At 35.4% G+C, this 26,223-nt stretch carries 15 protein-coding genes and 1 tRNA gene; 5 read left to right on the top strand and 11 right to left on the bottom strand.

The annotated features are described in order from the left end of the window. Positions 1-88: 88 nt before the first annotated feature. Positions 89-1,753, bottom strand: coding sequence for a M56 family metallopeptidase (locus tag OD90_RS10140; protein WP_144669058.1), 1,665 nt, complete (start codon positions 1,751-1,753; stop codon positions 89-91). Beyond that, complete coding sequence (locus tag OD90_RS10145) at positions 1,750-2,121, bottom strand: BlaI/MecI/CopY family transcriptional regulator (RefSeq protein ID WP_144669059.1); 372 nt, start codon at positions 2,119-2,121, stop codon at positions 1,750-1,752. The genes OD90_RS10140 and OD90_RS10145 overlap by 4 nt, the downstream gene beginning before the upstream one ends. Positions 2,122-2,337: 216 nt before the next feature. Between OD90_RS10145 and OD90_RS10150 the strand changes: the two genes are divergently transcribed. Then, entirely contained in the window at positions 2,338-3,798 is a 1,461-nt protein-coding gene (locus OD90_RS10150; protein WP_144669060.1) for a cell wall anchor protein, read from the top strand. 101 nt (positions 3,799-3,899) lie between these two features. Here OD90_RS10150 and OD90_RS10155 read toward each other — a convergent pair whose 3' ends face one another. Continuing rightward, positions 3,900-5,288 carry a dipeptidase gene (locus tag OD90_RS10155; protein WP_144669061.1) on the bottom strand — a complete coding sequence of 463 codons (1,389 nt, stop codon included), beginning with the start codon at positions 5,286-5,288 and terminating at the stop codon, positions 3,900-3,902. Positions 5,289-5,419: 131 nt separating this feature from the next. Here OD90_RS10155 and OD90_RS10160 point away from each other — a divergent pair. After that, positions 5,420-5,501: transfer RNA gene (locus OD90_RS10160), tRNA-Leu, on the top strand. Positions 5,502-5,596: 95 nt separating this feature from the next. Here the strand turns inward: OD90_RS10160 and OD90_RS10165 are convergent. Then, on the bottom strand, positions 5,597-6,541 hold the full coding sequence (locus OD90_RS10165) for a PfkB family carbohydrate kinase (protein ID WP_144669062.1): 945 nt from the start codon (positions 6,539-6,541) through the stop codon (positions 5,597-5,599). Positions 6,542-6,930: 389 nt separating this feature from the next. Here OD90_RS10165 and OD90_RS10170 point away from each other — a divergent pair, with 389 nt between their 5' ends. The 3 genes from OD90_RS10170 (at position 6,931) to OD90_RS10180 (ending at position 11,066) form a co-directional block, all read left to right on the top strand. After that, entirely contained in the window at positions 6,931-7,974 is a 1,044-nt protein-coding gene (locus OD90_RS10170) for a LacI family DNA-binding transcriptional regulator (protein ID WP_144669063.1), read from the top strand. 89 nt (positions 7,975-8,063) lie between these two features. Continuing rightward, positions 8,064-8,720: a beta-phosphoglucomutase gene (gene pgmB, locus OD90_RS10175; RefSeq protein WP_144669064.1), complete on the top strand. Its 657-nt coding sequence runs from the start codon at positions 8,064-8,066 to the stop codon at positions 8,718-8,720. Between the two features lie 54 nt (positions 8,721-8,774). Continuing rightward, complete coding sequence (locus OD90_RS10180) at positions 8,775-11,066, top strand: glycoside hydrolase family 65 protein (RefSeq protein WP_144669065.1); 2,292 nt, start codon at positions 8,775-8,777, stop codon at positions 11,064-11,066. Between the two features lie 26 nt (positions 11,067-11,092). On the opposite strand, the gene OD90_RS10185 is transcribed toward OD90_RS10180, so the two are convergent. From OD90_RS10185 to OD90_RS10215, 7 genes are all read right to left on the bottom strand, one after another. Then, complete coding sequence (locus tag OD90_RS10185; RefSeq protein WP_144669066.1) at positions 11,093-11,698, bottom strand: DUF4230 domain-containing protein; 606 nt, start codon at positions 11,696-11,698, stop codon at positions 11,093-11,095. 727 nt (positions 11,699-12,425) lie between these two features. After that, on the bottom strand, positions 12,426-13,316 hold the full coding sequence (locus tag OD90_RS10190; protein ID WP_144669067.1) for a GyrI-like domain-containing protein: 891 nt from the start codon (positions 13,314-13,316) through the stop codon (positions 12,426-12,428). A gap of 13 nt (positions 13,317-13,329) precedes the next feature. Then, positions 13,330-14,676 (bottom strand): vanadium-dependent haloperoxidase, encoded by a 1,347-nt coding sequence (locus OD90_RS10195; RefSeq protein WP_144669068.1) that lies wholly within the window; start codon positions 14,674-14,676, stop codon positions 13,330-13,332. A 5-nt stretch (positions 14,677-14,681) separates the two neighbouring features. Then, complete coding sequence (locus OD90_RS10200) at positions 14,682-17,924, bottom strand: VCBS repeat-containing protein (RefSeq protein WP_144669069.1); 3,243 nt, start codon at positions 17,922-17,924, stop codon at positions 14,682-14,684. 6 nt (positions 17,925-17,930) lie between these two features. Further along, positions 17,931-21,257, bottom strand: coding sequence for a VCBS repeat-containing protein (locus OD90_RS10205; RefSeq protein ID WP_144669070.1), 3,327 nt, complete (start codon positions 21,255-21,257; stop codon positions 17,931-17,933). Further along, on the bottom strand, positions 21,250-24,549 hold the full coding sequence (locus tag OD90_RS10210; protein ID WP_144669071.1) for a VCBS repeat-containing protein: 3,300 nt from the start codon (positions 24,547-24,549) through the stop codon (positions 21,250-21,252). The genes OD90_RS10205 and OD90_RS10210 overlap by 8 nt, the downstream gene beginning before the upstream one ends. Before the next feature lie 126 nt (positions 24,550-24,675). After that, positions 24,676-26,220, bottom strand: a complete 1,545-nt coding sequence (locus tag OD90_RS10215; protein WP_144669072.1) for a RagB/SusD family nutrient uptake outer membrane protein — start codon at positions 26,218-26,220, stop codon at positions 24,676-24,678. Positions 26,221-26,223: the final 3 nt, after the last annotated feature.

Raw genomic sequence — 26,223 nt, forward strand, 5'->3', positions numbered from 1 at the left:
CGAAAGCGTAAAAAAAAGCTACCCCTTTCACGAAAATAGCTTTTTCTATGAGGTGTTAATGTTAATCTCTAAAGGCTCCCAGGAGTTATTATGATTTAGAGATATACGTTTTAGGCGGATTACTATATGGGAGAGGTGTTTTTATTGATAGGGTTTTGTCTTTCTTAACTAATTCTAATGCGCTATCAAATGATATTTCTTCTTCATTAAATAAAAATATACTTCCAAGTTTTTTCATTTTTAACAAGTGATCTTGGATAGAGGGTGGCATTGGAGGCGGTGGCGGAGGTGGTAGTTCAGAAAGGGGTGCTGGTGGCGGTGGTGGTAGTAACTTTGCTGAGGGATTTTCTTTTACATAATTGGTTTTTTGGAATTCTTTTTCGGCCTTTTTACTGAAGGCGATACTATTTCCTTTAAACATAAATGATCTGACTGCTTCAGCATACTCTTTTGGAGACCATCCTTTAGTGATTTCATTAATTACCGCTTTCAATTTGGAAATTGGGGTAAACTTGCCATTAATCCAGATTTGATCATTTTTAATTTCTATCACCAATGATTTTTTTCCATTTCTCTGTGCACCAGTATTGAATTGAGAGGCGTAGTTTTCATCATTGCCAGTATAAAATTCTACACAAAAACTACTTTTAGAACTTCTTGTAAGCTCAAATAATTGTTCTATTTTCTCTTTTTTAAGACTTTCAGGATAATTTACATCTGTTTTAACGAGTGCAGAGGTAATATGCTGCTGTACTGCTAAACTATCTAAAGCCTGTTTATCCAGTTCCTTACCTTCAAAAAGAAACACTCCTGCTGTGTTGAGCTCTAGGTTTAAAACCTCGTCTAGTTCACTGGCAGATAGATCTGTAGTATTTTGAGATTGTGCTACGATTTCATTATTAAATAGGAAGAGGCATAATGCCACAAGCGGGATGACTAATAATGTTTTAAGGATTGCTGTTTTACGATTAAATGATTTTGATAACATAACGATTCGTTTTTTGGTTAATGAATAATTGAATGGGCTTTCAAGCGAAGTGTGATGAGCACAAGATGAGTAGCTTAAAAGTAAATTTTGATATGTCGAGATTTGGGTGCCTTCATTTAAAGCCCCTTTATCTGCAAGAAATTCATGATTGAGTTTTATGGTGTTTCTTGACAGCCATATTAATGGATTAAACCAAAATATAACTTGAATAAGTTCTATAAAAAGAATATCCCAAGAGTGTTTTTGACGTACATGCGTTGCTTCATGAGCAAGGACCTCTTTAGGTATTTTATCCTGATGATACTCATTTTCATTAAGAAATATCCATTTAAAGAATGAATGTGGAATCATTTTTGTTTTTAACAAAACCAGTGTAAAACCCTTTTTAGGAAGAAGGTGTGCTTTTGAAATTTTTCGCTTTAAGCGAACTAAATTAGCCGTAAATCTTACAGTAAAGAAACTAAATCCTAAAGTGTAGATTATTACTAGAGCAATCTGTGTATAATTTGTTGCTGGTGCAGCTACTGGAATTGTTTCTTTAGAAAATTCCTCACCTGTGGATTGATAAACAATAGCTGCTTCTTCAACGGTAGTATTAGTATCATACGTAAAAGTAACAAGCGGGATAGCTGTTGCAAATCCAACAGCAAAGAGTAAATAATAGCGTTTAAAATGATGTAACAAACTATTCTCTAGTACTAATTTATAGAATAGTAAAAATACGGCCAGACAAAGTGTGCTTTTTATAAGATAGGTTACAATCATAATTTTTTCTTTTTAAGTTGACTGTCTATAATGGCTTTAAGGTCCTCTAATTCCTTTTTTGATAAATCTGTTTCCTGAGTAAAAAATGATGCAAACTGACCAGCACTATTATTAAAGAAGTTTTTAATGAGCCCATTGACGTGCTTAGAGAAGTAATCAGTTTTTTTAACTAAAGGAAAATATTCTCTGGATCTGCCATATTGAATATAGTCTACAAATTGTTTATCCTGCATGCGTTTAAGTAAGGTGGCAATAGTTGTAGTTGCAGGTTTAGGTTCAGGATAGGCATCTATGAGGTCTTTCATAAACGCTTTTTCCTTTTTCCAGAGGAGTTGCATTAATTGTTCTTCAGATGTGGAGAGCGCCATTTTATTCTAAAATTTTAGAGTGTGTTCTACAAATGTAGAAAAACTTTTTAATTCTACAAGTGTAGAGTAAAAATAATTTCAAGAAAAAAATTATTTTAATCCACAAAAAAAAGCGTATTGAATAGGGTAAAAGATTTGGAGTAAGTGGAAAATTTAAATTTTCCACTTACTCCAAATGAATTTTGTATATTATACCTCTCATAAATACCCCATATTATGAAACAATTTATACTTACATTTTCACTCTTTATCAGCTCGCAATTGCTTTTTTCTCAGATTGGTATTAATACAACCACTCCTGATCCATCTTCTGCATTAGACATTTCATCAACCAATAGTGGTGTTTTGGCTCCGCGTATGACCAGCGCACAGCGACTTGCTATTACCAGCCCAGCCACTAGTCTCTTAGTATTTGATACAGATGAGAATGAATTTTATTATTATGAAGGTTCAACTTGGATTCCCTTGGGGTCTTCTCAAATGAGAGATAACTATAAATTGGTGAAGAGCATTGCTGATCTTGCAGATGAGTCTACTGGTAGCGCATATGTTTTAAACACAGATTTTCTCTATGAGATCAATGGAACAATTTTAGTAGACCTCCCTATAGATATAAACGGTGCTTATATAGAGGGTGTTGATAGTGGGGAAGATATTTTAGTAAATGCGAGTGGTGGTGCTCTTTTTCAAGGCACAGGTGCTGGCAGTATCCGTAATATTACATTATCGGGTAATGGAAGCCCAATTTTTGATTTAACGGGTACAGGATCGGAGCTTTTAATTGTAAATAATACAGTCCTAGCAGGAGCTAGTTCCGTTGGCTCTATAAGCTCTGTGGGTACCGCTTTTTTTAGTATCACGCAATACGTTGGAAATGGGAACGGGTTTACATTATCAAACATTGGTAGTTTCTTGATGAATACTATGTTTTGGACTGAATCGAATTCAGGAACATTTATTACGGCTTCAGGAAGTTTTGATAATTTTCAAATGGGTAATGGGAGGATAGAAGCAGATGCTGGTGAAACAGGATTAGATGTAAGTGCTAACCCTACAATTGTAAATGAAGCAGCCTTGTCTGAAATTAGTTTTATAGGAGCTGGAACGAGAGTTCAAGGGTATACTGTAGGTAGCTATCCGGGGTACAATTTTAACACAAATTGGAATGTAAGTTGCTCAGGAATACCTACGGAGACAGACGAGGTGGCAGTAGGGGATTTAAATTTTAATTTTACAGCTGGCGGAGGTGCTGGTACTACTTTTCCGGCAAACGGTACTCCTCGGAAATTACAAGGTACTACTACCACTAATAATTTGTTTCGCTTTTCTGAGACTGGCAGTAATAGAATTATATACGAAGGAAAGGAACGAAGGTTTTTTGAAGCTTCAGCGAGTATCTCTTTTGAAGGAAGTCAACCAGGTGATCGTTTTATATTTTATATTGCTCGAGGTAGAGCAGGAGATGCCACTGCTACAGTAATAGACGAGACGGGCGCCTGGAAGATTGTTTCTAATGCAGCAAATCGTGGCGGTGGAGTTACAGTCGCTGATATAAGCGTCGTTCCAGTTATTGGTGTTTTTGATTTAGAACCAAATGATTACATTGAAGTTTGGGCAGAGCGATTTAGCGGTACTGGAAGTATATTTACTGTAGCGCTTAATCTCGCTGTTTTTTAATTTTTTCGCGCAAGCGTAATTTGAAAAATGAAAATGCCAAGTATTATTTAGATTTTTCTGAAAAATAATACTTGGCAAAATAACCTTTAGTTTGATAAAACTTATTTATTCATCTCTGTAAAGTATGTATAAAAATAGGGAATCGTTTCTATACCTTTTAAATAATTCCAAATTCCAAAATGCTCGTTAGGAGAGTGTATCGCGTCGCTATCTAACCCAAACCCCATTAAAATTGTTTTACTCTTGAGCTCTTTTTCAAAAAGTGAGACGATAGGAATACTTCCTCCAGAACGTTGGGGTATAGGTGTTTTTCCAAACGTTTTCTCGTATGCTTTTTCTGCAGCCTGATAGGCGATAGTATCTATTGGTGTTACATATCCTTGACCTCCGTGATGTGGCGTAACATTTACCTTCACACCTTCGGGTGCAATACTTTCGAAATGTGTTTTAAAAAGTTCTGTTATCTCTTCCCAATCTTGATTAGGGACTAAGCGCATCGAGATCTTTGCATATGCTTTGCTTGGGATCACTGTTTTTGCACCTTCTCCTGTATAACCACCCCAGATTCCATTTACATCTAAGGTAGGACGTATAGAATTTCGCTCATTAGTAGTATAGCCTTTTTCACCATAAACGGCATTGATGTCTAAAGACTTCTTATAATTTTCTAAAGAAAAGGGAGCCTCTCCCATTTTGTCTCTTTCAGCTTTTGTAAGTTCTTCTACTTTATCATAAAACCCTTCTACAGTGATGTGATTATTTTCATCATGTAGACTAGCAATCATTTTGGCCAGAATATTAATAGGATTTGCCACAGCACCACCGTATAAGCCAGAATGAAGATCCCTATTAGGTCCTGTTACTTCCACCTCTACATAGCTCATACCTCGCAAGCCAGTTGTAATAGATGGAGTGTCGTTTGCAATCATTCCAGTATCAGAAATTAAGATGACGTCATTTTTAAGCTTTTCTTGATTGCGCGCTACGTACCAAGCAAGGTTCTTACTTCCTACTTCCTCTTCACCTTCAATCATAAATTTTACATTACAAGGCAACTTATCTTGTGCTACCATATATTCAAAAGCTTTGACATGCATATACATTTGCCCTTTATCATCGCATGCTCCACGAGCAAAAATGGCGCCTTCTGGATGTAATTCTGTTTTTTTGATCACAGGTTCAAAAGGGGGAGAGTCCCAAAGCTCTACTGGATCTGGTGGTTGTACATCGTAATGACCATACACCAAAACGGTAGGTAGACTTTTATCAATGATTTTATCTGCATACACAATAGGATATCCAGGGGTCTCACAAATTTCTACCGTATCGCAACCTGCTTTCTTCAAACTATCTGCTACCATGCTTGCTGTTTCTTGGGTAGAAGTTGCATATGCAGAGTCTGCACTTATACTAGGAATTTTTAGTAATTCTATAAGCTCATCGATAAACCTATCCTTATGTTGAGCAATGTATTCTTTAGGATTTTGCATGTAAATTATGTGTTTGACGTAAAAATACAAATTACAAAGTGCATTTTTTATTGAAAAATTATTTTACAATTAGAAAATAGTATTATATTTGCACCCCGTTACAACATATAAGGGTAACGGTACTACCAAATGCGGGCGTGGTGGAATTGGTAGACACGCCAGACTTAGGATCTGGTGCCGCAAGGTGTGGAAGTTCGAGTCTTCTCGCCCGTACAAAAGCCAAAGTGAAAACTTTGGCTTTTTTAATTTAGTATACATTACTATCTAAAAGGAACTTTAAAAATTTACGCTTTCGCGAAAGCGTATTATTAAAACCCAAGTGTATTATCAATTTCTGAGATTTTTACCTCTGGGTTTGCACCTTCCTTACTTGCTACAATACTTCCTATAGCACAAGCTACTTCTAGTGCATCATCAGGTGTCTCTCCAGATAATAATCCAAAAAGTAATGCTGCCAAAAAACTATCGCCAGCACCAATAGTATCAATTGCTTCTACAGAAAAACCTTCTTGAGTATGAATGCCACCCTTGTGATACAGCATTGCTCCATCTGCGCCTAATGTGACACAAATGGTAGGGGTTTCTGTCATGGCGCTTAGCATTTTTAACTCGTCTGCAAGTGTCTCACCTTCTATACCCATTGCTAGGACTACAAGTTCAAGCTCTTCATCATTGAGCTTGATCATATCTGAAGCCTCCATGAGACCTACTATGATTTCAATATCATAGTATGGTGCTCTTAGGTTAACATCAAAGACTGTAAACTTAGAACGGGCAATTAACACTTCTATGGCTTCTATATTTTCAGGTACAGGAGCATATTTTACATCTAAATGATCCATATCTAGAGGCACATCAATTCCAGATCTAAAAGCTAGGCTTCCTATTACTAAAGCATCTGCCTCTGTAACTGCTTGAACATTTTTTTCTGTCCAAGGAATACGATCCCATGCAGCCGGCTGTGGTATTGTATAGGTAACAGCCCCTTTTTTGTTAAGAGCCACTTCTACGTGTCCTGTTGGCTTATCATTACGTTGTATGTATGAAGTGTCCAAGCCTAGGCTTTTAATTTCTTCTAGAGCTTCTTTTCCTAGCGTATCATTCCCAAGAGCGCTTATCATTTGGACCTTAGCGCCAAAGGAATGTAGTCTACACGCAACATTAAAAGGCGCGCCACCTAGGTGCTTCTTCTCTGGGTACTGATCCCACACTATTTCTCCGTAAGCGGCTATATTTAAAATTTTTTCAGACATTTTTCAGGTATTATTCTGCGGTAATGATTTCTAAACAGCACGGCATTAAATATTTAAAGTGATGCGGGTTATGAAATTATTGATAAAAATTACTTTTGCAAAAATAACCATTCACAATGACCATTGGTTTTATATCTACTTCTTTTGGGGTATAAATCATCTTAATAAAAAAAATATTCACTTTGAGGAGTTCATCATACTGCTCAATCGCTACTCTTATGTATTATTGAGGATACAAAAATGGGATTCAGATACTAACGGCCTATATTAAATCTAAAATAAAAATTCTCCTTTTGTAAAAGTTATTAATAATACATCGTTTTCGTACCCAAAAGGATTTGAGTAAATTGTACAGTGCGTTGTACAAACCTTATTTTTAACCACACAATATGAAAAGAAAACTCACATTAAAACTTATTGCAAAAGAACTAGATGTCTCAATTTCTACAGTGTCAAAAGCATTAAGAGACAGTGCCGAAATAAGTGAAGATACGAGGCAAAAAATTAAAGCTTTTGCAAAGCTTTACAACTATAAGCCCAATAATATAGCTCTTAGTCTTAAAAACCGTAAAACTCAAACGATAGGGATCATTATACCACAAATAGTACATCACTTTTTTACAACAGTAATTCGTGGGGTTGAGCAAATGGCTAGAGAACATAATTACAACGTGATTATTACTCTTTCTAATAATGATTTTGACAAAGAAGTCCTTAATATGGAACTGTTAGCTAATGGAAGTACTGACGGTTTTATTCTATCACTATCAAAAGAAACTATGCAAAAAGATGACTTCCATCATCTCACCGAGGCTATTGACCAAGGAATGCCAGTTGTTATGTTTGACCGTGTGGTTGATGAAATTCCTTGTGATAAGGTTTTAATTGATGATAGGGAGGGAGCAAAGCTTGGAGTAAATCACCTTATAAAAACAGGTTGTAAGAAAATTGCTATCATCACTACAGAAGATTATATCACCGTAGGTAAATTACGAACCAAAGGATATATGGAGGCAATTGAATCTGCTGGCTTAGAGGTTGACCCAAACCTTATTTTGAAGCTAGATGCTATTGATGCTTTAGATGACAAACCTATGGCACGCATCAAACATTTCCTTAAAGGTAAAGATATCGATGGCGTATTTACTATTAATGAGATTTTTGCAGTAAGTGCAGCTAGATTTTTGATGGAACAAGGGAAAAAAATTCCAGATGATGTTGGGATTGTTAGTTTTTCTGATGGCGAACTCTCACAGCACTTTGTACCTAGACTCACAACCGTTAGTCAGCACGGTGAGCAAATGGGACGAAAAGCAGCAGAACTGCTAATCAATAAATTAGAACGTCCAGAAAATGAAACAGAAGAATACACCACAGCATATATTGATACTAGCCTAATAGAAAGAGATAGCACAAAACGCCTTCCTAAATAATTTATCATATATACGCTTCCGCGAAAGCGAAAGGGGATACACTTATAAAAGATGCAGTGACTTTCTGCGCGATTTAGAACTTTAATTAAATGAAAAAAAAAGCTTTTCTTTTTGACTTAGATGGAGTAATCGTTGATACCGCAAAATTTCATTACCTAGCCTGGCGCAATCTCGCTAAAGAAATGAATTTTAATTTTACTGAAGAACAAAACGAACTTTTTAAAGGTGTAAGTAGAGTAAAATCACTAGAAATTTTATTGGATTTAGCAAACTATAGAGCTACTGAGGAACAGAAGACAAGATGGCTCAAACAGAAAAATATGGAGTATTTAACCTTTATCGATGGGATGGATGAAAGGGAAATCTTACCGGATGTAGTGAGAGTTTTAGATTTTTTACATTCAAAAGATCAGGGAGTTGCTTTGGGGAGTGCTAGTAAAAATGCACGTCCTATACTAAAGAAGCTCGATTTACTCTCTAAATTCCACGCTATCGTAGATGGTAATGATGTGACTGCTGCAAAGCCAGATCCAGAGGTTTTTTTAAAGGGAGGTGAGGCGTTGCAAATAGAACGTTCTCATTGTATTGTTTTTGAAGATAGTATTGCTGGAATACAAGCGGCAAAAAATGCTGGCATGTTAAGTATCGGTATTGGAGATACTAAGACTTTAGGAGAGGCAGATTATGTATTTAGAGATTTTACAGAAATAAATACTGATTTTCTGATTAATCTTATCGATAAGTAGTTTAAATCATCGTATAGAAAAAATAAAGCCAACACCAGTTTTTAACCACATAGAATGCATACAAATTATATTATACCAAATCCTTGGTCCATCATAGAAGAAGGTTGGAATCCAGTCCATGTAAAAGCATCAGAAAGCTTAATGGCTCTTGGAAATGGGGCGATGGGACAGCGGGCAAATTTTGAAGAAACTTACAGCGGAAAAACTTTTCAAGGCAGTTATATAGGAGGAGTCTACTACCCTGATAAAACTCGTGTAGGTTGGTGGAAAAATGGCTACCCAGAATACTTTGCAAAAGTTCTCAATGCACCTAGCTGGATAGGAATAAATGTATGTGTTAATGGTGAAAATCTAGATCTAGCTACCTGTAAAGAGGTGAAAAACTTTAAGCGAGAGCTCAATATGCGAGAAGGAATCCTCTATAGAAGTTTTACTGCAAGATTACAGAACGACATTGAAATAGAAGTACATTCTACTCGTTTTTTAAGTCTAGCAATGGATGAGGTAGGGGCTATTCACTACACGGTAAAGCCAATTAATAAAGATGTGAGTATTCAGTATGAGCCCTATTTGAACAGCAGTATAACTAATGAAGATTCAAACTGGGATGATACATTTTGGAATACACTAGAAGTTTCGGACGAGGAAGAAATGGCATTTATCTCAACACATACCATGAAGACAGAATTTTATGTGTGTGCGTTTATGGCTGCATCTTTTGAGATAGATGGGAGGGAAATTTCGCTTTCGCGAAAGCGAATAGAAAACAAAACTTACATCGGTCATATTTATGAAACAGATGTAAGAGCAGGTGAGCACTTTACAATATCAAAAATAGGAGGTTACGTAACGAGCCTCAACCACAAAACCGATGAGCTTAAAAAAGCTGCTGTAAACGTTTTAAGTAAAGCAAAGCAATTAGGTTTTGATAGGATGAAGCAGTTACAAAAAAATGCTTGGGCAGGCATATGGGAGATGTCTGATATCACTATAGAGGGGGATGTAAAAGCACAACAGGGAATACGATTTAATATATTTCATCTTAACCAAACATATACTGGAAGTGACAGTAGGCTTAATATAGGGCCTAAGGGCTTTACTGGAGAAAAATACGGGGGATCAACTTACTGGGACACTGAGGCATATTGTATTCCATTTTATATGGCCACAAAAGATCAGCTGGTTGCTCGTCAGCTTTTAAAATACCGTTATGATCAACTTGATAAAGCTATTGAAAATGCAGAAAAACTGGGCTTTAAAAATGGTGCTGCATTATACCCTATGGTAACTATGAATGGGGAAGAGTGTCATAACGAATGGGAAATTACCTTTGAAGAGATACACCGCAATGGTTCTATGGTGTATGCTATTTTTAATTACGAGCGATTTACAGGTGATAAAACTTATATTCCAGAAATGGGGTTAGAAGTAATTATTGCCGTAGCTAGATTTTGGGAACAGCGAGCAACATACTCTACTGCTAAAGATAAATATGTGATTTTAGGGGTGACTGGCCCTAATGAGTATGAGAACAACGTTAATAACAACTGGTTTACAAATTACCTAGCAAAGTGGTGCCTAGAATATGCCATAGAGAAAGTAGCATATACAAAAGAGTCCTTTAAGGAAGATTGGTCTCGTATCATTAATAAAACAAATCTTTCTGATAAGGAGATGGTTTCATGGAAAAATACAGCTAGTAATATGTATTTCCCTTTCTCTGAAAAACACGATGTATTTTTACAGCAGGATGGCTTTCTCGACAAGGAACTCTTGACAGTAGCCCAACTTCCTAAATCAGAAAGGCCTATCAATCAAAAATGGTCATGGGATAGGATACTAAGATCACCATACATAAAACAAGCAGATACGCTACAAGGATTTTATTTTTTTGAAGATCATTTTTCACTGAAAGAACTGGAAAAACACTTCGACTTTTATGAGCCATTTACTGTTCACGAGAGTTCATTATCACCTTGTGTACATGCGATACAAGCAGCCAGATTAAATAGAATGAATCAAGCCTATGCATTTTACTTGCGTACTTCGCGTTTAGATCTAGATGATTATAATAAAGAGGTAGAGGAAGGTTTACACATCACGAGTATGGCGGGTACGTGGCAAAGTGTAGTAGAAGGATTTGGAGGAATGCGTGTACAAGATGAGGTTCTCTCTTTTACTCCTAAAATACCACAAGCTTGGAAAAGTTACAGTTTTAAAATAAATTTTAGAGGTCAGATTTTAAAAGTTAATGTAACAAAGGAAGCTGCAGATTTCACACTAACGAATGGAGAGAAGCTCACAATACTATTGAATGGAGAGAAGCGATTAATTTCTGCTAGTTAAATCTCTAATAGTATCGTTTTAAAGCTTTACAATTTTAAGGGACTTTGCTCCGTTACTGCTGCCCCATTATATTTTAATGTCCAACCTAGTGAATTTGTCAATATGTATATTTTTGAAAGCTCTGAAATGAGTCTATTTTCTGCATTTGTATATAAATCAGATGCTTTAATTTTTTGACGTAAGTTAGATAGTACTCTTTTCTTTATGATATTGTAATCACGGGCATTAAACTGGTTTAAGTAATCTTGTTGTACATCGTAGTATTCTATATTGGGATTTATGTTGAGTTCTGGCTTTGGAATATTTGTAATGTACACTGTTTTTGAAAGCTCATCTATTTTTGTGGTTACCTTACTTAAATCATACGATATAGATGCTTCGGCGTTAACAACAACTAGCGCTTTTTTTGAGGCAGATAGTACATCTACGTAAAATCTCTTTGAATCTTTATAGCTAAAGACTTGTGCATAGCTACCTTCTGTAACAATGAGCTTCCCAACATTTCTTATTTCTTTCTCAATAAGTGCTGTGTTTGCCTCTAGCTGCTCACGATTATTCTTGATATGCTCACAATAGCGTAACCCAAAAACAATAACCAACGCAAGTACTGCTCCTAGAAAAATTTTTCTCATAGTAAGATTTGAGAAAGTAAGTTATAAAATAAAAGCCACACATTGCTGTGTGGCTTTTGAAATAGCTTTTTAATCCCCCAATTTAAAAGTCTATTTGTTAGTGATTTTTGTTGATGTAAATATACAAGAGGCCATCATTTTTTTTTAGGGGCAAATGCCCCTAATTATAAATATTCCAAAATCAAACATTCTAAGTGTTTTAAACTAGGGTTTCATTATTAGGTTAAGATATTTTAAAAGGTCTTTGAGATTATTTTTAGAAAAATGCGCATTCTTGAAAGGATTCTTTGAGATATATACTTGCTTTCTCAAAAAATTATATTTTCTAGGATAGCGTTTTCTAAGTGCGAACTAACAAGATCGCATTCAGCAACATCTACTCTTCTGAGAATAGCTTTCTTTGAAAAATCACTAAATAATGAATGTTGTGTGAAATATGCTTTCGCGAAAGCAGAATTACAATTTAAAGGGATTGCACGCGCTAAAACCCTGCTCCCGTCATTTTTACATTCAGTAAAAAATGCAACTCTAAACCAAGCGCTCCCTTAACTTGCATTAGATAAGTTACAATACTTAAAAGTGTATTCTAAAAAAGTGGTGTTTTTAGGATGTGCGTCTTGAAAATTTTAGCTTATAAACAGAAATAAATCAGATTCACTTTTTTTGATAGTGTCAAGAGTGTAGTTAAAATGAGAGAATTTTTTTACGAATAAGTAGTTCGGAAATATTACTCGTTTATCGGAAGGAAAATCTCTACTTTCCAGTCTAGTTCATTCCCACCCATATTAGGGTTGTTGTAAAAAACTTCTATAGGTAAGGGAATTGCTTCGATATTATGAGTCTCTGCATACTGCAGTAGAGCATACCACGCACGATCTGAAGTAATGTAATTGCCATTATATGTCGCTTTCAATACTTTTTGTTGGTGGCGAATTCCGAATTTAATGCCTGAAATTTGAGGTAATGAATTTAAAGACTTTATAGGGAATGCAAATTGATAGGAGATGCTATCCTTACCTGTATCCCAATGTGTGATGTTTAAAAAAGGAGGTCCGTCTAATTGCAGATTGTTTGCAACAAGTTTGTTCTCTATGAATAAAATATCGCGCATCATGCCACTTACTTTTTTATCTTGAGGCCCGTTAAACTCTGTGTAAGCATAATCTTTCCTAGGTAATATCGTTAGTCCATCTATTTCTATTTTTATATTTTCTAAATGAGATCTAATAAAATCTGTGAATTGTAAAACTGTAGCTTTTGATCTTCTTTCAAATGATGTGTGAAAGAATACTTTTTTTAAACGATCTAAACCACCTAACTTTTCATCGGTAATATATATAGTAATATCTGTTAGAGAGTCGTGTTTTCTTTCTAAATTCCAATTATAGGTGTGGATGGAATCATTGAAAGAGAGTTTTTGAATAAGGTTCTTAGTGTTAATCTGTAAAATTGGATAATTCTTATTATAAATGCGATTCCAGCTTTTAAGAGTTTGGTTAACTGTTCCAACATTAGTTCTAACGGATAGCTTTGCTATATAATCATCTGGTTTTATAAACATAAACCAAGTCATAATCATCAAAATGATAACTAGAACTAATAGAACTGCTTTTTTCATGGTATTAAAGAACTTAATTAAAGCTAAGCTGTGTATTATTTTTCATCTGAAGTGAAGTAACGACATATTTTCCAAGTGCTATTCCTTGTTTTAATCCTTCATCTACAGCGACACGGTAATGGATTCCCCCGTACATACGGCTTACTGCCGCTTCTTGTGCAGCAGCTTTAAAAGACTTGAATTCACGTACTGGTAAACCATATGGAGTTTCCGTATCGTCCAAAAAGGAAAAATTAGTACCAAAGATACTTGTCAAACTTTCTGCTGCGGCTCCTGAGACTACGGAGTGGCCACTTACATATTCTGGAAAAGGAGGTGTTTGTAATATAGGCTTCCATGCATCGTCAATATGATCATTGATAAGTGTTTCTGGTCGAATAAGATTAGATCTATATTTTTCATCCCAGCAAGAGATAAAAGCATCTGCCATAGCTACAGAAGTTTTTGCATAAGCATATAATGTATTTGAAACGTCAAACCCTGATTTTTTAGCGGCAATTTTTGTAATCCCCATCCAGTGCCCTCCAGGAGTTATTTTTTTTGTAGCAAACATTAAGTGGCCCCGAGTAACAGATACATATGGATTACAATCCCAAAATTGAGCTATTGCAATTTCTTCTGAGTTATCCCCATCTGCAGTGATTTGTTGACTAATGTCATAAACCTCTTTGACTTGTTTATAAAAATCTGAACCTTCTTGCATTGAAAATGCTGGAGGCGGTATTGGTTTAAATTGATCTGCCGTTCTGATTACAAAAGGGCGTATTTTGTTCCAGTGAGGTTCAATACCATCCATATATGCCGGTGGAGTAGGTTGCCAGCGTGAAGGCTCATCAGAAAAGACGGAGAATTTAGGCATCGTTCGAGTTTGCTTATAATTATCCTTATCCATCCAGTCTGCAATATGACCAGTGACCTCCGCAGCATATTTTTTCGAGGAATTAAAAACAACATCATTTTTACTTTCCCAAATTTTATAAAGACTGTCGCGATATATTTCAATTTTATTTTCAGAAAAAATTAAACGCTTACTGAGTTCTATATGAGTCATTAAAGCGGATAGCTCATAATTTACTGGAGCATCTAAAGCGGGCTTTGGGATAGCATTTAAATCTTTTAACTGTCCTGATAGAGGGTTGAGACCATTGTCTTTTAAAGCGAGAATCTCGTAGGCTGCAATGTTGGGGTAAGCATAAATTCTACTCGCCACTGGAGGAGAGAAGATATCATGAATAATAACATCAGTAACCTTATCGATGGTAGTATGAAAATGATCTGGAGTGATTACAATAGGCTCCTCATTTTTTTTACAAGACATGATGCAAAAGAAGCTTAAAAATATTACTATTGAAGATTTCATTAATTTCATCTTTGAGATTGTATTTGATATACCTGTGCTTTATTATTATTAAAAGTAGCTAGTAAGTACTTTTTTGAGCCTGATGTAATGATGCTTAAGTCTCGTATTGATTTTTGTGCAAAATCTAGACCCAAATTATGTCCAAGAGCTATCGTAGTTTCATTTTTAATAAGCGCTCCAGAAAATGAGTCTAACCTACCATGATATGGTTTTGTTCCAAAATAGTTGCCACCAGTAAGTACTTCTAGTTTTCCATCCCCATCAAAATCATGACTAACAAAATTCATAATAGGAGCAATTTGCAAATCAGAATTGAATGCTACAAATGTAAATTGTCCATCATTATTTTTCAAATAGCCTGACGTTAAATTTGTTGCTGTATGAAGTATAGTGTTTTTTAATAGGTTTTTACCAAATATATCTTCTACCGTTTTTCCAGCAAAGTCATTGTTGTTTTTATACTTCTTTTTTAAATATACTAGTTGAGAGGCTAATCCAGTAAGATTCTGAGTCGTATAGTATTTTCCATTTTTTTCCACTGCAAGAACCGTTTCGCTTTGCCCATTGGTATCGAAGTCGCCGTAATACATGCGTAACGGTTTTTCAATACTTGCTTTAAATTTACTATTTGTCCCCCAATTGCCCAATAAATAGTCCAAGTCACCATCTTGATCAATATCAAAAGGGACTATGGCTTGCCATAATCCAGACAGGTTTTCCAGCAAGAGATTTTTTTCTAATAGTTTTCCATTTTGATTTTCAAAAAATCTAGGAGACATCCATTCACCTACTACAATTAGGTCTTCAAGTCCATCACCTGTAAAATCGGACCATACAGCTGCCGTAACCATACCTATTTTGCCTATTTTATTTTTTGTATCTATCCTATACGTGCCATTTACGTTCTTAAGAAAATAAGAGGGAGGTATAGCTCCAAAGTCTCCTGTGATCATATGGTTGCCTACAAATAGATCTAAATCACCGTCCCTGTCATAATCAGAAGTCACTATTGTTGAAGTATTATGCGGTGTAGATGGTAGCTCTAGTTTAGACGTAGTAGTAAGTTGATAATTATTCAATGCTGGATTAGCTAGTGAAAAATCTGCTCCACCTACACCTATGAACAGTTTGTTATCAACAATCACGGCAGAGACATCTTCTCTTTTTGCAACAGAACTTAAAATTGGGAGTTCCGCTTTCGCGAAAGAGTTAGATTCACCGTAGTAAATTTCTGAGGTGTTGAACTTAGAACTACCAAAATAAATATCCTCTAACCCATCTCCATTCAAATCTCCCACAGCTACTGCAGGCCCACGATCAGATGCTTGATATGGTATTAACTTTTGTCTATTAAAGTCAAGATATGCATCTTCTTTGTGTTCATAAGATATCCCAAGGTTATTTTCTACTTTTGAAAATAGAGGTGCCATTTTCTTATTACTAGTTCTTTCTATTTTGGGTATATTATTTATAGGTTGTAGCGCTAGTGTTTTATTCGCCAGTATCTGAGGAATATGTTCTCTTGTTTGATCTGGCCAAATGATTAGCAATGAGTCTACTGTCTTTGTAGATCCAAGTCCGAAGTGAGCCATAGGCTCAGAAGAGGCTTGAAAACCTCGAGCGGTATATAACTCCTTAAACTGCATTTTCCCATCAGCGTAGAGGTAGACTTTGGTGCCAATTCCTAAACTATTTTTTTGAGTAAAATCAAACTTTATCTTTAGCCAGTTTGCGGTGCTATCAGTTTGATTTATATAGAGTAAGACTTCTTCGTTTATCCTATTAACAACTAGGTCTAGATCACCATCATTATCTAAATCTGCTAAGGCAGATGCGCCAGAGACAGAGGGTTTTTCTGAAATCCAAGTGCTAGAACGGTCTGTAAAGGAAGCCTCTTTTCCGCCTTCAAAAATGATATTTCTCACACTGCCATCTGGCATGAGATCTAATGCTTTCTGATCAAGAAGCCTATTCTTATGAAAGCTGTTTTGAATTTGATCACTAGAGATAAAATTGATAAAATCTATATTGTTAGGTCTTTTGGGAATCCCATTTGAGATAAATAAATCTTGATTTCCATCTTGATTATAATCTCCAAACAAAGCACTCCAGCTCCAATCTGTTGAAGCTATTCCACTAGCTAATGCTCGCTCTTTGAATTGATATCCAGGTTGATTCACAAAGAGCATGTTTCTCGTAAATTGATAATGATACCCAAAACGCTCAGTACGCATTTTTTGAGTTTGCATGTTATCATCACCTTCAGAAGACTTGAGCACTCGTTCTTCCGATGGAAGCATGTCTAATGATAGAATATCTGGGTAGCCATCGTGGTTAATATCTGCTACATCATTTCCCATTGAGAACCTAGAAGAGTGACTAAAATTCTCTTTTAAGCTTTCGCGGAAGCGCCCATCTTTTAAGTTCACATAATAGTAATCATCCTCATGAAAATCGTTACCTACAAATAAGTCTGGCCAGCCATCTTGATTAAAATCTGAAACCGCGACACCTAACCCGTAACCATTTACACCCCCAAATACTCCCGCTTCCTCACTTACATCTACAAAGACGCCATTGTCATTTCGTAACAGACGATCTCCTGTTTTAGGATCTCTTTTATTGCGCAAATCAGCTCTACCAAAAGATTCTTGGGTATGTACAGCATGATTGAGTTGGTAAATGTCTAGATCACCATCTTGATCATAGTCAAGTAAAGCCGCTGTTGTTCCATAGCTTTGATAGGCAAGCCCATATGCTTTAGCCTGTTCTGTAAAGGTTAGATCGCCATTATTAATAAATAACTCATCGTGTCCTGTAAAGGAATTTATACCCACGACAGCACGCACATAGATGTCTAAAAGCCCATCCTCATTTGCATCTAACATAATGGCTCCGGTATTCCAGCTACTTTTACCCTCGACTCTGGCCTGAGCACTTATATCTTCAAATATGAGATTTCCTTTATTGAGATAAAGTTTATTTTTTACTTGATTACCAGACAAATAAATATCTGGGAGTCCATCATTATTAATATCGCCGACTGCAGTACCACCTCCATTATAGAAGTAGAGGTAGTCTAAAATATTTAACGAATCACTTTCTTGTAAACTGTTTTTAAAACGAAGCCCCGTTTGTAAACTCGATGGATTCTTAAATAGTAAGGCATCACTCCTAGGCACCGATTGCTCTTGGTGGCAAGAGACACAAAATATTACGATTACAAGTAGAGAAAAACGCTGTAACATAAATTATTAATCAATCTTAAAAACTCTAGGCTTACCGTCATTAATAGCGGCAATAAGATATTTAGCTCCGTTTTTATCTTCAAAAGGAGAGAGGTGCTTAAGCTCTTCACGTATAAAAAATCCAGAAGTTGTATATTCTTGCCATTCGAAATTTGTATGCCCATCCCCTAAGAGTACAGCACCGTAACCAGCATCCTGCTGGGAGTATTGAGGTTTATATTCAAAGTTATTACCACCCATTACTAAATCTAAATTTCCATCACTATTTATATCTACACAAACAACCCCACAAATACAGGAAAATTGCACGCGTGCTGGAAGCGGTTTTATTTCGTAATCATTATTTCCATTATTAACGGCAATGATTGAAGATGCTGTAGTAACCTCTTTAATGATGGATTTATCCAAGATATGCTTTGGGAAAAGTTCATCTATAGATCTCTTAGCATAATCTGAGGCTTTGAGATTCTTTTTCTTAAGAGAAGATAGCTGTGTAGTAATTTCTTTCTTTTGATGTATGGGGTAATAGTTCCCTTCTTTCTCATAGGTAGTGATTTGCTCGATAGTGCCATTATTATCAAAGTCATTCACATACATCCGTAGTGAAGAAGTTTTGGTAGGTTTATAGTGAATGTTTGTTCCAGAATTTCCTATGACTAGATCTAAATCTCCATCTTTGTCAAGGTCTGCTGCACTTATGGTATTCCACCAGCCAAGGGATTTACTCAAGTTTGTTTCAATTTCGCGTAAGCGGGCGCCTTCGAATTGATACATTTTTATAGCACCCCAGTCTGCCACAGTAATAAGTTCTTTAATACCATCTTGATTGAGATCAATCCATTGTGCATCTGTTATCATTCCGGCATTAGCTAATATTTTGCTGTTTATGTTGTCTTTTTCAAAATTCCCTTCACCATCATTTTTGAGAAACAAATGTGTAGGGTCAATCCCATAAATTGCAGTTGTAGATCTAGAGGCTATAAATAAATCGATGTCACCATCTTGATCATAATCATATGGGGTAATGGTAGACATACTCTGATCTACAGAAGGTAGGATTATTGCATCTTGAAAAGTACCATTCCCTTCGTTAAGGTATAAGCGAGGTTTGTAAAAGGAACTCCCACCTACTTGATTTCCACCTGTAGCTACTACCAAATCTAAATGGCCGTCATTATTTACGTCAATAAAGGATGCGGCAGTATCTTCAAAAATGGTCGCTTTTGAAAAAGAGACGTTGGGCGATACTTCAAGTTTTCCATTTCCTTTGTGTAGGTAAAGCTTCCCTTCTTGATCTTTTGCTCCACCCAAAAAAATATCTTCATTGCCGTCGCCATTTACATCTCCGACAGCGAGCGCAGGTCCTTCTTGAGATAGTTTTTTGGCAATGAGTCCTTCATAGTCAAAATCATTATAATTGTTTTCTTTATGAGCTAGCACTCGTGTATTTGATACCTCAGTGAGTAGCGTTTCTTTTGGTTGAGGTGTTTTTGGGATGTATTTTTCAGTAGCTTGAGCTATATTTAATGCGAGCTCTTGATTCACTTCAATATTTCTTAGTATTTGTGTCTGGTCATTAGGCCAGATAATCCTTAAAGAGTCTATTAGGTTTGACTGCCCAAGGCCTATGGTCATGCCATATTCCATCGAGGATTGAAAGCCTCGAGAAGGTATATGTTCTTGAAGTATAGTCTGACCACTGTGGTAAAGTCGTATTGTTGTGCCAACTGCAAATGGATTGTTTTTAGCTCCTTCAAATTTTAGTTTTATGTAGTTATTCTCTACAAGAAGCTCACTATTATTTTTATATATAAATGATGGCATGTTTACATTATTAACGACGAGATCGAGATCGCCATCATTATCTAAATCTCCATATGCAGCACCATTACTCATACTGGATTTTCCGAGGCCCCAGTTTTTTGCTTCATTTTTAAAGGTGAGATCTCTTTGGTTATGATAGGCGTAATTAGGAAGTGGCTTGACGGGCATTTTATTAATAATTGAATCAACAGCTTCCTTTTTTCCTGTTAGCATCATTTTTTTGATAATATCATTTGCCATGAAGTTCACAAAGTCTAGATCTGTTAAATCGTGATTGATGCCATTTGTAACGAAGATGTCTCTGTAGCCATCATTATCCATATCAAACAAAAGCGAAGACCAGCTCCAGTCTGTTGCTTCTACACCACTATAATATGCAATTTCAGAGAAGGAACTATTCCCGTTATTGAGTTGTAAGGTGTTTTGAATGTATTGTTTATAGAAATCATTTTTCTGTTTTCGTTTAAAAAGATTATACCCTTCAAACTCCATTACAGTCTTGACTCTTTCTTCATCTTCAGGCAACATATCTGTGATGAAGATATCTTGAAACCCATCATTGTTTATATCTGCAATATCAACGCCCATTGCAGATAAGCCTAAATGTGAAGTCCAATTTTTAATATCTTCCTTAAAAGTTCCATCTTTATTATTTATATATAAGTAGTCGCGTTCATAAAAATCATTTGTGATATAAATATCAGGATATAGATCATTATTTATGTCTGTGACAGACACACCTAATCCGAAACCAATAAGACTACCATAGATTCCTGAATCCTTAGTGACGTCTGTAAAAGATTCTCCGTCATTGCGAAGTAGGAGATCACCTTTACCTCGAAAAATTATAGGAACATTATCCCAGTTTTCGGCTCTTTTTTCTCTTTGCTGTTCATACCCAAGACTATTTACTGGGACGTTACTATTGTTTAAAATGTAAACATCTAAATCACCATCCTTGTCATAGTCAAAAAACGTACTGTGAATTGTAAATCCAGTGTCAGCAAGATTATAATTTTTTGCTTCTTCTCTAAAAGTTAAATCACCATTATTAATAAATAGTTCATTATGATGATTATCACCCTCTAAATTACCTGCATTTGCTACATAAATATCCAACAGACCATCTGCATTAACATCTGCCATGGTCACTCCTGTTGACCAAGCTTTAGTGCCACCAGCTTTAGACTTTTCTGTAATATCTATAAAAGTGAAATCTCCCTTATTTAAATATAAATAATTTTCACCACTATTTACTGTAAAATAAATATCAGCTAGCCCATCGTTATTTATATCTCCTATGGCTACACCACCTCCATTGTAAAAGTTTCTATATTTAAAAATATTGATTTCGTTTGTGTTTACTACTTTATTGATAACATCAATACCCGTTTCTTTCGAGTCTAATAAACTAAATAGTTTTGTAGAAGCTTCACTTTTATCAGTATTACAAGACAGAAAAAAGCAACAAATAAGTAGTCCAATAATAGTATGTGAATTTTTAATCATATAGTTTTTTTAAAAATTGCAGAGTGTCATTACTTTTACCAATTATCAAATAGTCGCTTTGACAAGAACTAAAAGATTTTACGCTCCTGCTAAAACCAGATATGTTAAACAATTGATTTATATTTTCATAAAAAAAACCATTTTTGTCATTTATAAAAATGGTACCGTGTGACGCATCAAGTCTCCCTAATTGGGTGCTTATCTCAAATTCATTGCCTACAATTATAATATCTTTATAACCATCGTTATTAAAATCTTCAGCTTTGATGTCGTAAATGGGACTTAGCTGAGCTCTGAATGGAAGTTTACGGGCAGTAAATTCTCCATGACCTTTATTTTCAAAATAGGTAGTAGCTAGCGTATGAACAATTTTAGTTTGAACCCTTTTCATCGCGTCATTTCCTAAAATTTCATTTACAGACGCTTTCGCGAAAGCATTATAAGAGAGAAATTTTTTATTAATGAATGGCAGTTGCTTCACCATTTCGTCTTTTGAAGCAAGAGTAGTTTCTTGATTGTTTTCTATATAAGTGATGATAGGATCCAGCATGTTATTATTATCAAAGTCATTCAGGTATAATTTCATAGGCTGGGATATTGAGGCTCTAAGTTTTGAATTAAGTCCCCAATTTCCGGCAATAATATCTATGTCTCCATCATTGTCAAAATCATCTGTAACTATAGTATTCCACCATCCATTAGACTGCGCAAGTGTACTATTAGATAACTTCGTTAATGATAAACCATCATTAAGTAGAATTGTAACTGGCATCCAATGCCCAACTACGATCGCATCTTTATAACCATTTCCATCAATGTCATGCCACGTAATGTCACGTACATTTCCAATGCTTTTGAGTACTAAGGCAAATGTATCTGTGATGTCTTTAAAATTTCCCAAGCCATCATTTTCAAAAATCATTTGGTCTGGGGTGACACCATAAGTTTGAGGCACTGTATCGGAGGTAATACAAATATCTAAATCTCCATCATTATCAATATCAACGCTAGTTACACTAGAGGCATTAATTTCTACAGCTTTAAAAGCGACAGTATCTCTTTGGAAACCGTTTTCTTTACCAATGTATAATCTAGGTTGTATTGCTTTACCAGAAAGAAACTCATTTCCTCCAGAAACGATCAATATATCATTTTTATTATCACCATTAGCATCAAAAATCGTTACATCGGTGTCCTCATAAATTTTAGTTTTTAGACTGTCTGATAGCAATTCCATTTTAAATGATGGGTAGTCAGGTTTGTTGCTCTGGAAATGTAACTTTGTAAATGAACCCTTTGCTCCAAGGGTAATAATATCATCCATTCCATCTTGGTCGACATCAGCCACTTCTATTATTCGACTTTGTTTTGATTGACTATAAGGCGATAAGGGGATTCTGTTAAAATCTAAAGAAATATTTTCCTCTTGTTCTACATCTAATAAGGGTGGCACGGTGAGTAATACTCTTGAAGGTTTATCTTTAGTTATTGCATTATTTTTTAAGCTCTTGGCAAATTCTACATTAAATGTTTGGTTAGCGGGGACATCGTAATACGTTTGAACTTCTCCCGTTGGCCAAGTTATCGTAAGAGAATCTACTTTTGTGATAGTATCTAGCCCAATAAATGTCTTTGGTGGAACAGCAGATAAATAACCTCTAGTTGTGAAATTTTCAAAATGCTGTTCTTTATCTCTAGTATAACAAGTGATCTTAGCACCAATGCCGTTTATGTTTTTAGGATTACCTAAAAAATTTATTTTTAGGAAGTTAGTTTTTTTTAGATCTCTGGTCTTGTTTTCGAGAACACTGGCTAATGAATTTGTGTTATTCAGTACAATTTCTAAATCTCCGTCATTGTCCAAATCTGCATAGGAAGCACCATTACTAAAAGTTTTGGTTACATTTCTAATATCGCTAGACATATTTTGGAAAGTACCATCGCCTTTATTCTTAAAGTGATAGTTATAAATCTCTTTTTGAGGAATTTCATCTATAATGTACAAATCTTCATTGAGAATTCCAGCACCTAACTTTTTTTGAATTTTTTCATTGGCAATAAAGTTCACAAAATCCATATTGTTTGTAGCACCTAATATACCATTTGTTATATAAATATCTTTGAGTCCATCATTGTCAAAATCAGAAATTAAAGGAGACCAAGACCATTCTGTGGCCGCAATATTACTAGCAAATGCAGTTTCAGAAAATGTAGCATTGCCATTATTTATATGCAATGTATTTTGCATAAACTGAGGTTCGTAGCCATTTTTTAGACGTTGCTTATATATTGGATATGGATATTCTGTACCAGAGGATTTTAAACTTTCCAACTCTTCTGGGAGCATATCAAGTGTAATTATATCTTGATGACCATCATTATTTATGTCCGCAATATCTGTACCCATGGTGAAATGGGAGCTGTGACCTAGGATGGATTCACTTGTGTTTAATTCTTTGAATGTACCATCCTGCATATTTATATATACATAATCATTCTCAAAAAAATCATTTCCGATATAAATATCTGGATAACCATCATTATTGATGTCACCTACAGAAACACCTAATCCATAGCCTAATTTACTTTGATAAATTCCAGAACTGCCAGTTACATCATAGTAAAAACCATTATCGTTTCTATATAATTTATCTCCAGAAGTGCTGCTATAAGAAGTTCTTAATCTTCCCTTTCCGTAATTTGAATTAGGATGAACAGAATGGTTTAGAAGATACATGTCTAAATCCCCATCAAGGTCATAATCAAAAAATGAAGCCTGGGTAGATAATCCAGAAAAATTTAAACCATACTTTTTTGATTCTTCTTTAAATATTGGGATACCGTCGTCTATACCTTGATGAACAAAGAGCAAGTTATGTCCTTGTAGCTCTAGATGCTCATTTACTTTTGATACATAAATATCCATTAACCCATCGTTATTGATGTCAACTATAGTTACTCCAGTTGTCCAACCGAAATCGTTTTTAATTTTTGATAAAGAAGTAACCTCCTTAAAATTTAAATTACCCTCATTCATGTAAAGATGGTCAGCATGTAGATTAGAACTAAAATAAAGATCATCTAGACCGTCATTATTAAAATCTGCTATGGCTACTCCTGCACCGTTATAGAAATATAGATAATTGAGAATGTTGATAGAAGCAGAATTATTTATTTTATTTATAAACGTAATCCCATTTTTTTCATTTGAATAGAAAGTATAGTTGTCTTCATCTTTTACACAAGATAAATTGAATATTAAGACTAAAAAAAGTAAACTTCTAGTATACAAAACGGTTTATTACTATATAATTTGAATGAAGTTAGAATAGTATTAATTTCTTTACCAAAAACTAAATAAAAAGAGACTGTCCTCTTTAAGACAGCCTCTTTTAGCTAATTAAATATGGTTGTAGTATTAATAACCTGTATTTTGAGATAAATTTGGGTTAGAAAGAATTGCTGTAGCGGGAATTGGGAATACATTCACAGATGGATCGCTAGCATCCTTTAGGCCCCATGCATCGTTGTATTTTCCAAATCGAATGAGATCCTGTCTTCTCCAAAATTCCTTGTATAACTCACGACCTCTCTCGTCAAGCATATCTTGTTCAGTAACAGTTCCTAATGGAGTAGCTCCGCGAATTAATCTTAGCTCATTAACTAAAGCTGTTGCATCCCCACTGGCTCCTCTTAAAATAGCTTCTGCTTTCATAAGATGTGCGTCAGAATATCTAAAAACTATTTCGTGATTAGCAAATGCTCCATTTACAGGATGGTACTTAATTGTACGTATACCTGTGACTTCATTATTACCAACTAAACCAGGTAGTTCTTTTGTAAATACGAGAGGGTTTCCAGGCCTGTCTGTTAGTGCTGATCCATCAACATCGTATTGTTGACCAATTAAGAACCCATAACCTATACCTAGGTTTTCAGGACCGGCATTAGTGGCATCAGGAACAAAGCCTCTTCGCTCTTCTTGTCCCGATCCAACCACATTTATATTAGGATCCCCTTCAAAGAGATCATAAAATTCTGCAAGTGTGGTCCATCCATTCCATCCACCTCCACCATTGTCTGGAGAGTTTTGAAAATAATGCATTCCATTCCAAATTCTATTACCAACACCTGTCTGTGCAAACCAGATTGTTTCGTTATCAATGTCTTCTTTGAAAATATCAAAATAACCAGCCTGTAAATCAAAACCATCTGAGTTGATTTCATCTACAAGAGAAACCACGCGGCTCATATCAGCAGTGTCAGGAGAGGTTTCTAAATAAATATTCTTGTTTAATAATACTTTGGCTAACAAATACCTAGCTGCAGATTTATTAGCACGATTGTTATCTGCACTAGGCCCTCTCATCGGTAGGTTTGTAATTGCAAATTCGAGATCCTCAATGATGAAGTCTACTGATTCTGCTCTAGATAGTACAGTAGGATTTACACTGGGCGGTTCATTAGGTTGTCTGAAGGGTTGTTGTCCATACATATCAGCTATCCAGAACATACTCCAAGCTCTTAAAAATCGAGCATCTGCTTCTTGAGCTGAAGATTTAGTTGTCAATGGATCAATAATTGTTGTCGCTGTAAAGACATTTTGATTTAAATTATTCCAAACAGCTAAGACAAAAGGATGTATAGGACTGTAAGTTTGAGCATGTAAATCTCTCCATAAGCCATTATCTCCCCAGTCAGTTCCGCGAGTGGGCACTAATAATTCGTCTGATGTAACCTCATTAAGGGCATATAGATCTGCTTGATTACCTATCTGGCCATAAACAGAACCGTAGAGTCCATTTATAGCTCCATCAACATCAGAAACACCTGAAAAACCACCTTCGGAATCTACTTCAAAAGCAGAATCTGTTTCTTCTACCTCTAGATCTGTACATGAGAAAATACTCATACTCAGAAGGGCTACCGCCATTATTTTTAAATTCATTTTAATTTGTTTCATAGC

Source organism: Dokdonia sp. Hel_I_53, from assembly GCF_007827465.1.
Taxonomy (GTDB): Bacteria; Bacteroidota; Bacteroidia; order Flavobacteriales; family Flavobacteriaceae; genus Dokdonia.